Below are 10306 nucleotides of genomic sequence, written 5' to 3' on the forward strand. Positions count from 1 at the left end.
GCGAGGTGATCGCCAGCCGGCACGCCGACCACCGTCCCGGTGACCGCGTGGTGGGCTGGGCCTCCGGGTTCGACGGCATGATGGAACGCGTGATCAGTGACGGCGACGGGCTGGCGCCCTACGACCCGGCTTTGACCCCGGCGCAAGCGGTCGGCCTGCAACCGCTGGCGTGCGTCCTGTACGCCGTCGAGCAACTGCCGGACCTCGCCGGCAAACACGTGGCGATCATCGGCCTGGGCTCCATCGGTCTGCTGTTCTCCTATGTCGCCAAGGCGGCAGGCGCGCGTCGCGTCACCGGCGTCGACCCCGTCGACCGGTCAAGTCTGGCAACGATATTCGGCATCGACGACGCGGTGCGTGCCACCAGCGACCGCTGGGTGAGTCGACTCGCGGCCTCCGACCGCGCCGACGTCGTCATCGAGGCCGTCGGTCACCAGGTGGCCACGCTGGGCCACGCCCTCGCGGCCGCCGCGCCCGGCGGCATGGTCTTCTATTTCGGCGTCGCCGACGACGACGCCTATCCGATCAGCATGCGCACCATGCTGCGCAACAACCTGACGCTGAAATCCGGTGTCACGCTGGACCGCCGGCGGATGCTAGAGCTCGCGGGGAAGTTCGCCGCCGAACATCCCGAACTGCTCGCCACCTACCTGACACACACGTTCGGCGTCGACGACGTCCAGGCCGCCTTCGAGTTGGCCTGCCGCCCGGTCCCCGAGCGCGTCAAGATCGCGATCGCACAATGACCGGCAACTCGCGGAGCGCTCTGCAGCGGGCCCTGAACCGGGCCACCCCGATCTGGGGCGGCTGGATCACCGGGCCCACACTGCTCGGCCCCGAGGAATTCGCCCGCGCCGGTTACGATTACGTGGGTTTTGACGCCCAGCACGGCTACCTCGACGACGCCGACATCGCCGGCATGCTGCGCCGGACCGAACACCTGCCCATCGGCACCGTGGTGCGGCTGCCCAACGCCGACGCCGCGCCGATCGGGCGCGTGCTCGACGCCGGAGCCGACGCCGTCGTCATCGCCATGATCGAGTCGGCGGACCAGGCCGCCGCGGCGGTGGCCGCCACCCGCTACCAGCCGGCGGGCATCCGCAGCTTCGGTCCGCTGCGCGCCGGCCTGGGCCGCGACACCGCCACGCTCGAGTCGCGGGTCAGCGTGTTCGCGATGATCGAGACCTCCGCGGCGCTGTCCGGCCTCGACCAGATCTGCGCCGTCGACGGGCTCGCCGGGCTCTACGTCGGGCCTGCGGATCTGGCCCTCTCGCTGGGCGTGGGCGTGGACGGTGCGACCAGAGATCCGGCCGTCCTGGATGCCATCGTGCGAATCCAGCGGGCCGCCAACGAGGCCGGGCTGGTGACCGGCATTCACGCCGGGGACGGCACCACGGGACGTGCCATGGCGAAGCTGGGGTTCTCCATGATCACCCTGACCGCCGAATCACACGCGCTGCGGCGCGGGGCCGCCGAACACCTCCGAGAGGCGATCGAACCGTGAACGCCGATCAACGGGTCGCACTGGTGACCGGCGCGGCCGGCGGCCAGGGTTGGGCCATCGCCAAACGCCTACGCGCCGAAGGCTATTCGGTGGCCGCCTGCGATCGGCGCGCGCACGAACTCGCCGCCGCGGTCGACGAATTGGGCGACGACGAGGTGATCGCGATCGAGCTCGACGTCACCTCGGAGTCAGGGTGGCAGTCGGCCGTCCACACCGTGATCGAACGCTTCGGGGCGCTGACCGCGCTGGTCAACAGCGCCGGCGTGCTGCACCGGGCATCGCTGGCCGACGAGACGGCGGAGGGCTTCGAGAGTTCTTGGCGGGTCAACTGTTTCGGGGCCTTCCTGGGCATCCACGCAGCGCTGAACCACCTGCGCGCCGCGCAGCACGCCGCCGTCGTCAACATCTGCAGCACCGGGGCCATCCGCCCCTTCCCGCACCACGCCGCCTACGGTTCGGCGAAGTGGGCCCTGCGCGGCCTGACCCAGAACGCGGCCGCGGAATTGGCGCCGCTGGGCATCCGGGTCAACGCCGTGTTCCCCGGACCGGTCGCGACCCCGATGCTCGACGACGCCACTAAACTGCGGCTCGCCGCGTCGTCGGCGTTCGGGCGCATCGGCCGGCCGAGCGAGATCGCCGACGCCGTGGCGTTCCTGGTCTCCGAGCGGGCGTCGTTCATCACCGGCTCGGAACTGGTGGTCGACGGTGGCCAATGCGTGCAGGTCCGGTGACGGGCCCCACACCGGCGATCGTCGGCGCGGGACCTTCGCCCCTACTCTGAGCGCGCGGGCTCTCGGCAGAATGTGTTGCCATGAAGATCACCGGCCTCGAGGTCGTGCCTTTCGAGTCGTTCGTCGATCGAATCTCGTTCGGCCAGCTGATGACCGATTACCGCGTGGTGCAGACCGTGACCAAGGTGCTCACCGACGAGGGGATCGAGGGCTACTACTTCGGCGGTCACTTCCATGGCGACCAGGACGGCCTGCTGCCCGGGGATCGCGCCATCATCACCCAATTCCTGAGCCCCCTGCTGGCCGGCCACGACCCCTTCGACCGAGCGGAGATCTGGCGGCAACTGTGGGCGGCGAAGCTCCCCGAAAACGTCTGCAGCGTAATCGATCTCGCGTTGTGGGATCTGGCCGGCCGGGTGGCCGGGCTGCCGGTGCACAAATTGCTGGGCGGTGCCCGGGACCGGGTCAAGGCCTACGCCAGCAGCTTCAACAACCTCGGACCTCCCGACGCATACGCCGCCCACGCTGTCGAGTGCAAGCGGCAGGGCTACGCGGCCTACAAGATTCACCCCTACCACTACTGGAATCCCGCGACGGGCGAGCCCGCCCTGCCGCGGCCCTCCTACGTGGACTGGGACATCCGGGTGTGCCGCGAGGTCCGGGCCGCGGTGGGCGACGAGATGGTGCTGATGTTCGACCCCTGGGGCACCTACCACACCTACGAGGACGCGCTGCGCGTCGGCCGCGAGCTGGAGCGGCTGGGCTTCTACTGGTACGAGCACCCGATGCCGGAGTACCGGGTCGAGGCCTACCGGCGACTGGGCGACGAACTCGACATCCCGATCTGCTCTCCCGAGATCGCCGAGGGGGGCATCTACACCCGGGCCGACTGGATCCTGCGCGGTGCCTCCGACATCAGCCGCATCGACGTCCTGCGCGGCGGCATCACCGGCGTGATGAAGCTGGCCGGAATGTGCGAGGCCGTCGGCATGCGGTGCGAGCTACACATGAGCGGCTTCGGCAACCTGCAGGTTCTCGGCGCCACCAGCGAAGACGTCTGCGAATACTACGAGCGCGGCCTGCTCGGGCCGGGCGCCCGCTACGACGCCGCGCCGCCGTACCTCAAGGCACCGTGCGACCAGCTCACGCCGGACGGATTCGTCGAGATACCGTCGGCGCCCGGGCTCGGCTACGAAATCCGTTGGGATTACCTAGAAGATCACCGCCTGCCGGACACGGCGGTGGAACCCGTCGCGCCCCTGCACCCGAGATAGCGGCTAGTCGAACCTGATGAGCTGACGGACGGCGGTGCCGTCGGCCAGGTTGTCCATCGCCTCGTTGATCTCATCCAGTCGGATCGACGACGACACCAGCGATTCCACCGGCAGCCGGCCCGACTGCCACAGGGCGACGAAGCGAGGGATGTCGCGGCTGGGCACCGCCGAACCCAGGTAACTGCCGATCAGCGATCGCCCTTCGGCTACGAACCCCAACGGCGACACGCTGATTCGCGCGGCCGGCGGCGGCAGGCCGACCGTGATGGTGCGGCCGCCGGGAGCGGTCAGGTCGATGGCGGTCTCGAGGGCGGCGGGATGGCCGACGGCCTCGATGACCACGGCGGCCTTCACCCCGGCGTCGACCGCCTGCTGCGGTGTGTACACCTCGTGCGCGCCCCGGGCGCGGGCGGCGGTCAGTTTGTCGGGCAACTGGTCGACGGCGACGACCCGCACGCCGTCGTAGGTCAGCGCCGTGAGCACCGCCGCCATGCCGACGCCGCCCAGGCCCACGACCGCCACCGTCTGACCCGGCCGCGGATCGCCCACGTTGAGCACGGCACCGCCACCGGTCAGCACCGCGCAGCCCAGCAGCGCCGCGACCTCGGGCGGCACGTCGGGCGGCACCGGAACCACGCTGGCGCGGCTGACCACCGCGTGCGTCGCGAAGCCCGAGACGCCGAGGTGGTGGTGCACCGGATGGCCGGCCTGGCTGAGCCGGATGTCGCCGCCCAGCAGCGTCCCGGCGGCGTTGGCGACGCTGCCCGGTTCGCACGGTGTCAGGCCGCCGGTCGCGCACGCCGCGCAATGACCGCATCGCGGCAAGAACACCAGCACCACCCGCTGGCCGAGGGCGAGGTCGGTGACCCCGTCACCGAGCTGCTCGACGATGCCGGCCGCCTCGTGGCCGAGCAGCATCGGCACCGGCCGCACCCGGTTGCCGTCGACCACCGACAGGTCGGAGTGGCACACGCCGGCCGCCTCGATGCGGATCATCACCTCACCGCTGCCCGGCGGCTCGAGGTCGAGATCGACGACGCGGATCGGCCGGGACTCGGCGTACGGGCGGACCGCGCCGATCCGGTCCAGCACGGCACCCCGAATCCGAACCATGCTGGAATACAACCATGGCTTCGGACCCCCCGGTCCCGCCGGCTCCGGTGGTACCGCCGGCACCGGACGGGCTCACCAGCGGCGACTTCCCGGTGCGTTGGCCGGTGGGGACCCGGTGGGCCGACAACGACATGTTCGGCCACCTCAACAACGCGGTCTACTACCAGTTGTTCGACACCGCGATCAACGCGTGGATCAACACCGGCACCGGGCTGGACCCGCTCACCACGCCCGCGCTGGGCATCGTCGCCGAATCCGGCTGCCGGTACTTCTCGGAACTGCATTTTCCCCAGGGACTGATGGTGGGCGTGGCGGTGACCCGGTTGGGCCGCAGCAGCGTCACCTACCGGCTCGGCGTCTTCCGGGCGGCCCAGGGCGAGCAGGCGCAGCCCATCACCGCGCTGGGCCACTGGGTGCACGTCTACGTCGACCGGGCCAGCCGCAAGCCGGTGCCGATCCCCGACTCCGTCCGCACCTTGCTGTCGACGGCGGTTGTCGACCGGTAGCCCGAGATCGCCCGTCGCAGCGGCTCTTTCGCGCGGCACCGCGGCCCGGGCTGCACCGGCGGCCGGCCCCGCGCCCCCGGCTATGCTTCGCCAATGCCAGTTATGAGCAAGACCGTCGAGGTTCGCGCCGACGCCGCCAGGATCATGGGCATCGTCGCCGACTTCGAGGCCTACCCGCATTGGAACGAGGAGATCAAGGGCCTGTGGGTGCTCGCCCGCTACGACGACGGGCGCCCCAGCCAGCTGCGGCTCGACACCGACTACCAAGGCATGCAAGGCATGTTCATCCAGGCCGTGTACTACCCGGGGGAGAACCAGATCCAGACCGTGCTGCAGCAGGGGGACCTCTTCACCAAACAGGAGCAGCTGTTCAGCGTGGTGGAGCTGGGTGATTCGAGCCTGCTGACCGTGGACCTGGACGTCGAAACCTCGATGCCGGTGCCCGCGCCGATGGTCAAGCAGCTGCTCAACAACGTCCTGGACCACCTCGCCGAGAAGCTCAAGCAGCGCGCCGAGCAGCTGGCCACGGGCTAGGTCCGATGTCGGCGACCCGCCGCTAGGGACCGGTGCGGTCCCGCATCTCGGTCAGCCGGGCCGCCGCGTCGGTGAACTGCCAGACGGTGTGCTCGATCACCGCCGTGGCGTCCCGCCGCCGCAGCGCGGCGATCAGCTGCCGGTGATTCTCGACGGCGGCCGCGCCCCACTGCTGATCGGCCGCATACACCAGGACCGGCATGTAGCGCGCGGCATTGAGCAGGAACCAGGCCAGCTTGATCCGGCCGCTCGCCTGATTGAAGACCCGATGGAATGCGAACTCGATCCCCGCGATGGTCTCGGCGTCGCTGGACCCGACGGCCGCGGCGAGGGACTCGTTGATGCGCTCGAGCTCGTCGATCTCGGCGTCGGTGATGTGGTCGGTGGCGGCGGCCGCCAGCTGCCGGGCGATGGTGGCCTGCAGCCAGAAGATGTCCTCGATGTCCTGGCGCGTCAGCGGCAGCACGACGTGACCGCGGTGCGGTTCGAGTTGCACCATGCCCTCGCCGCGCAGCTTCACCAGGGCCTCGCGCACCGGCGTGACGCTGACGCCGAGCTCGGCCGCTGTCTCGTCCAGACGGATGAAGGTGCCCGGCCGCAGGGCCCCGGACATGATCGCCGCCCGCAGGTGGCCCGCGACCTCGTCGGACAACTGGGCCCGGCGCAGTGGCCGTCGGCTCCTCAGTCGCGTGGATATCGGTGCGTTCACGGGGGCTGCCAGGGCTTTCGGGGCTTTGTGGAGGTTGGTCTGAAACTTTTGTCGGGGCTTGTCAGCAGGGCGTTAAGGCCATAATGTGACCCAGACAACACCATGTTTTATCAAATATCAACCTGGCGCAAGCGGTGCGCGAGTGAAGGGGAAGGGTCGACTTGACCGCGCAATTGGCGAGCCATTTGGCGCAGGGAACCGAACAGCCGTATCTGGCCAGGCGACAAAACTGGGTGACCCAGCTCGAGCGGCACGCCCTGATGCAGCCCGGCGCGACGGCGTTGCGGTTCCTCGGAAAAACCGTCACGTGGGGGGAACTGCGGGACCGGGTGGCGGCGCTGGCCGATGCGTTGAGCCGTCGGGGAGTCGGCTTCGGCGATCGCGTCATGGTCCTGATGCTCAACCGCACCGAATTCGTCGAGTCGGTGCTGGCGGCCAACATGCTCGGCGCCATCGCCGTCCCCCTGAACTTCCGGCTGACCGCCGCCGAGATCGCCTTCCTGGTTCAGGATTGCCAAGCGCGCGTCATGATCACCGAATCGGTGCTCGCCCCGGTGGCCACCGGGGTCCGCGACGTCGAGCCACTACTGGGCACGATCGTCGTGGCCGGCGGCCCGACCGACAGCGTGCTCGGCTACGAAGACCTGATCGACGAGCCCGGGCCCTCGCACCAGCCCGTCGACATCCCGAACGACTCGCCTGCACTGATCATGTACACCTCGGGCACCACGGGCCGCCCGAAGGGCGCCGTGCTCACCCACACCAACCTGACCGGCCAAACCATGACGGGGCTGTACACCAACGGCGCGGACATCAACAGCGACGTCGGGTTCGTCGGCGTCCCGTTCTTCCACATCGCGGGCATCGGCAACATGCTGACCGGGTTGCTGCTCGGCACGCCGACGGTGATCTACCCGCTCGGCGCGTTCGACCCCGGGCAGCTGCTCGACGTGCTGGCCGAGGAGAAGGTCACCGGGCTCTTCCTGGTGCCCGCGCAGTGGCAGGCCGTCTGCGCCGAGCAGCGGGCGCGTCCGCGCGAGCTGAGGCTGCGGGTGATGTCGTGGGGGGCCGCGCCGGCGCCCGACGCGCTGCTGCGCGAGATGTCGGCGACGTTCCCCGGAACCCAGATCCTCGCCGCGTTCGGCCAGACCGAGATGTCGCCGGTCACGTGCATGCTGCTGGGCGAGGACGCGATCCGCAAACGTGGATCGGTCGGCAAGGTGATCCCGACCGTGGCCGCCCGCGTGGTCGACGAGAACATGAACGACGTGCCGGTCGGCGAGGTCGGCGAAATCGTTTACCGCGCACCGACTTTGATGAGCGGTTACTGGAACAACCCGCAGGCCACCGCGGAGGCGTTCGCCGGCGGCTGGTTCCATTCGGGGGACCTCGTTCGGATGGACTCCGAAGGCTACGTGTGGGTGGTGGACCGCAAGAAGGACATGATCATCTCGGGTGGCGAGAACATCTACTGCGCCGAGGTGGAGAACGTGCTGGCCAGCCATCCGAGCATTGTCGAAGTCGCGGTGATCGGGCGTTCCCACGACAAGTGGGGCGAGGTGCCGATCGCGGTGGCCGCCGTCGCCGGCGACTCGCTGCTGCTCGACGAGTTGGAGGAATTCCTGACCGAGCGGCTGGCGCGGTACAAGCATCCCAAGGCGCTCGAGATCATGGACGCGCTGCCGCGCAACCCCGCCGGCAAGGTGCTCAAGACTGAGCTACGGATTCGTTACGGGTCCGCAAATATCGACGAAAAGCGTTCCACCACAAGGAGTTCCACCACCGGAGAGGATAGCTGACGGAAGCTGTAACGTTTGCCCGTTGTTGACGAAGGGTTAATTGTGCAGATGCAGTTCACACGTGCATGGCCATCGGGTACATTCCTGTGGTCTCCGTTACTACTTGCCAGTAGGGAGCCGATGGTCACACACGGTGGTTGGGGCGAGGCGGGGGCAGCCCTCGACCGCGAAGCGGCGAGGGGGCGAGGCGTGCGACACGATCCGCCGTGGCGCCGGGAGGCGCGCGGTACCAGCTGGAGGGGGCAGCGGTGACTTCAACGTCGGCTAGTCGGCAGGGCCCCTATTTGGTGGGTTACCTGCGCGACCAGCTGCAGACGCCGCTGACGCTCATCGGCGGGTTTTTCCGGATGTGCGTGCTGACCGGACGGGCGCTGCTCCGCTGGCCGTTCCAGTGGCGCGAGTTCGTCCTGCAGTGCTGGTTCATCATGCGGGTGGCATTCCTGCCGACCATCATGGTGTCGATCCCGCTGACCGTCCTGCTCATCTTCACGCTCAACGTGCTACTGGCGCAGTTCGGCGCCGCCGACCTGTCGGGCGCGGGCGCGGCGATCGGTGCCGTCACCCAACTCGGCCCGCTCACCACGGTGCTGGTGGTGGCCGGCGCCGGTTCGACGGCGATCTGCGCGGATCTGGGTGCGCGCACCATCCGCGAGGAGATCGACGCGATGGAGGTGCTCGGCATCGACCCCATCCACCGGCTGGTCGTCCCCCGGGTGATCGCCGCGACCCTGGTCGCCACCCTGCTCAACGGCCTGGTGATCACCGTCGGCCTGGTCGGCGGCTACCTATTCGGCGTCTACCTGCAGAACGTCTCGGGTGGCGCCTACCTGGCAACGCTGACCACCATCACCGGCCTGCCCGAGGTGGTCATCGCGACGGTCAAGGCAGCGATCTTCGGTCTGATCGCCGGGCTGGTCGGCTGCTACCGCGGGCTCACGGTGCGCGGCGGCTCCAAGGGCCTGGGCACCGCCGTCAACGAGACCGTCGTGCTCTGCGTCGTCGCGCTGTATGCGGTCAACGTGGTGCTGACCACCATCGGCGTGCGGTTCGGAACGGGTCACTGACATGTCGACAGCTGCCGTATTACGCGCCCGCTTCCCCCGGGCGGTCGAAAACCTCAACCGCTACGGCGGCGCCGCGGGGCGCGGCCTCGACGACATCGGCCAGATGGCCTGGTTCGGCGTGGTGGCGCTCGGGCACATCCCGCACGCGCTGCGCAACTACCGCAAGGAGACGCTGCGGCTGGTCGCCCAGATCGGCATGGGCACCGGCGCGATGGCCGTCATCGGCGGCACCGTCGCGATCGTCGGCTTCGTCACCCTGTCGGGTAGCTCCCTGGTCGCCATCCAGGGTTTCGCCTCGCTGGGCAACATCGGCGTCGAGGCGTTCACCGGCTTCTTCGCCGCGCTGATCAACGTGCGCATCGCCGCCCCGGTCGTCACCGGGATCGCGATGGCCGCCACCGTCGGCGCGGGTGCGACGGCCGAGTTGGGCGCCATGCGCATCAGCGAAGAGATCGACGCCCTGGAAGTCATGGGCATCAAGTCCATTTCGTTCTTGGCGACCACCCGGATCATGGCCGGTCTGGTGGTCATCATTCCGCTTTACGCGCTGGCGATGATCATGTCGTTCCTGTCCCCGCAGATCACCACCACGGTGCTCTATGGGCAGTCCAACGGCACCTATGAGCACTACTTCCGCACGTTCCTGCGTCCCGACGACGTCTTCTGGTCCTTCTTGGAGGCCATCATCATCACGGCGGTCGTGATGATCACCCACTGCTTCTACGGCTACAACGCCGGCGGCGGGCCCGTCGGCGTCGGCGAGGCCGTCGGCCGATCGATGCGTTTCTCGCTGGTGTCGGTGCAGGTCGTTGTTCTGGCTGCCGCGTTGGCGCTCTACGGCGTCAACCCCAACTTCGCGCTCACGGTGTAGCCGCCATGACATCGCCAGTGAAGGTCAACGCCCCCCGGAAGCCGCCGTACAAGCTGGCCGGCGCCGCGGCGCTGATCATCGCCCTGGTGGCGCTGGCCCTGGTCTACGGGCAGTTCCGGGGGAACTTCACCCCGAAGACCGAGTTGACGATGTTGGCGTCGCGGGCCGGGCTGGTGATGGATCCGGGTTCGAAGGTCACCT

Annotated in this window: 11 protein-coding genes and 1 pseudogene; 10 read left to right on the plus strand and 2 right to left on the minus strand. The window is 68.9% G+C overall.

Annotated elements, in window-relative coordinates:
- The 4 genes from A5692_RS13870 to A5692_RS13885 all read left to right on the plus strand — a co-directional run.
- On the plus strand, window positions 1–746 hold a 746-nt coding region (locus A5692_RS13870; protein WP_068056870.1), incomplete at its 5' end, for a zinc-binding dehydrogenase.
- Window positions 743–1504 (plus strand): HpcH/HpaI aldolase/citrate lyase family protein, encoded by a 762-nt coding sequence (locus tag A5692_RS13875; protein WP_068056871.1) that lies wholly within the window; start codon window positions 743–745, stop codon window positions 1502–1504. The genes A5692_RS13870 and A5692_RS13875, both read left to right, overlap by 4 nt.
- Window positions 1501–2235 (plus strand): SDR family NAD(P)-dependent oxidoreductase, encoded by a 735-nt coding sequence (locus A5692_RS13880; RefSeq protein WP_231984316.1) that lies wholly within the window; start codon window positions 1501–1503, stop codon window positions 2233–2235. The genes A5692_RS13875 and A5692_RS13880 overlap by 4 nt, the downstream gene beginning before the upstream one ends.
- An 80-nt stretch (window positions 2236–2315) precedes the next feature.
- On the plus strand, window positions 2316–3509 hold the full coding sequence (locus A5692_RS13885) for an enolase C-terminal domain-like protein (RefSeq protein WP_068056872.1): 1194 nt from the start codon (window positions 2316–2318) through the stop codon (window positions 3507–3509).
- A gap of 3 nt (window positions 3510–3512) precedes the next feature.
- Here A5692_RS13885 and A5692_RS13890 read toward each other — a convergent pair whose 3' ends face one another.
- Window positions 3513–4622, minus strand: coding sequence for an alcohol dehydrogenase catalytic domain-containing protein (locus tag A5692_RS13890; RefSeq protein WP_068056878.1), 1110 nt, complete (start codon window positions 4620–4622; stop codon window positions 3513–3515).
- Window positions 4623–4636: 14 nt separating this feature from the next.
- On the opposite strand from A5692_RS13890, the gene A5692_RS13895 reads away from it, so the two are divergent.
- Complete coding sequence (locus A5692_RS13895) at window positions 4637–5128, plus strand: thioesterase family protein (RefSeq protein ID WP_068056873.1); 492 nt, start codon at window positions 4637–4639, stop codon at window positions 5126–5128.
- 93 nt (window positions 5129–5221) lie between these two features.
- Window positions 5222–5662, plus strand: a complete 441-nt coding sequence (locus tag A5692_RS13900) for an SRPBCC family protein (RefSeq protein ID WP_068056874.1) — start codon at window positions 5222–5224, stop codon at window positions 5660–5662.
- Between the two features lie 22 nt (window positions 5663–5684).
- Here the strand turns inward: A5692_RS13900 and A5692_RS13905 are convergent, their stop codons facing one another.
- Complete coding sequence (locus A5692_RS13905; RefSeq protein WP_082962691.1) at window positions 5685–6371, minus strand: GntR family transcriptional regulator; 687 nt, start codon at window positions 6369–6371, stop codon at window positions 5685–5687.
- A 161-nt stretch (window positions 6372–6532) separates the two neighbouring features.
- Between A5692_RS13905 and fadD5 the strand changes: the two genes are divergently transcribed.
- From fadD5 to A5692_RS13925, 4 genes and pseudogenes are all read left to right on the plus strand, one after another.
- Window positions 6533–8170, plus strand: coding sequence for a fatty-acid--CoA ligase FadD5 (fadD5, locus tag A5692_RS13910; RefSeq protein ID WP_068056875.1), 1638 nt, complete (start codon window positions 6533–6535; stop codon window positions 8168–8170).
- 248 nt (window positions 8171–8418) lie between these two features.
- On the plus strand, window positions 8419–9234 hold the full coding sequence (locus A5692_RS13915; RefSeq protein ID WP_068056880.1) for an ABC transporter permease: 816 nt from the start codon (window positions 8419–8421) through the stop codon (window positions 9232–9234).
- A 1-nt stretch (window position 9235) separates the two neighbouring features.
- Window positions 9236–10105, plus strand: a complete 870-nt coding sequence (locus A5692_RS13920; protein WP_068056876.1) for an ABC transporter permease — start codon at window positions 9236–9238, stop codon at window positions 10103–10105.
- Between the two features lie 5 nt (window positions 10106–10110).
- A pseudogene (locus A5692_RS13925) lies at window positions 10111–10306 on the plus strand (MCE-family protein MCE1A); the annotation flags it as partial.

The organism is Mycobacterium sp. E342 (assembly GCF_001667665.1).
GTDB lineage: Bacteria > Actinomycetota > Actinomycetes > Mycobacteriales > Mycobacteriaceae > Mycobacterium.

Bases quoted from the DNA above. Each gene is read 5' to 3' on its own strand.
- A5692_RS13875 (WP_068056871.1), top strand. From the start codon at position 743: ATGACCGGCAACTCGCGGAGCGCTCTGCAGCGGGCCCTGAACCGGGCC.
- A5692_RS13885 (WP_068056872.1), top strand. From the start codon at position 2,316: ATGAAGATCACCGGCCTCGAGGTCGTGCCTTTCGAGTCGTTCGTCGAT.
- A5692_RS13890 (WP_068056878.1), bottom strand. From the start codon at position 4,622: ATGGTTCGGATTCGGGGTGCCGTGCTGGACCGGATCGGCGCGGTCCGC.
- A5692_RS13895 (WP_068056873.1), top strand. From the start codon at position 4,637: ATGGCTTCGGACCCCCCGGTCCCGCCGGCTCCGGTGGTACCGCCGGCA.
- A5692_RS13900 (WP_068056874.1), top strand. From the start codon at position 5,222: ATGCCAGTTATGAGCAAGACCGTCGAGGTTCGCGCCGACGCCGCCAGG.
- A5692_RS13920 (WP_068056876.1), top strand. From the start codon at position 9,236: ATGTCGACAGCTGCCGTATTACGCGCCCGCTTCCCCCGGGCGGTCGAA.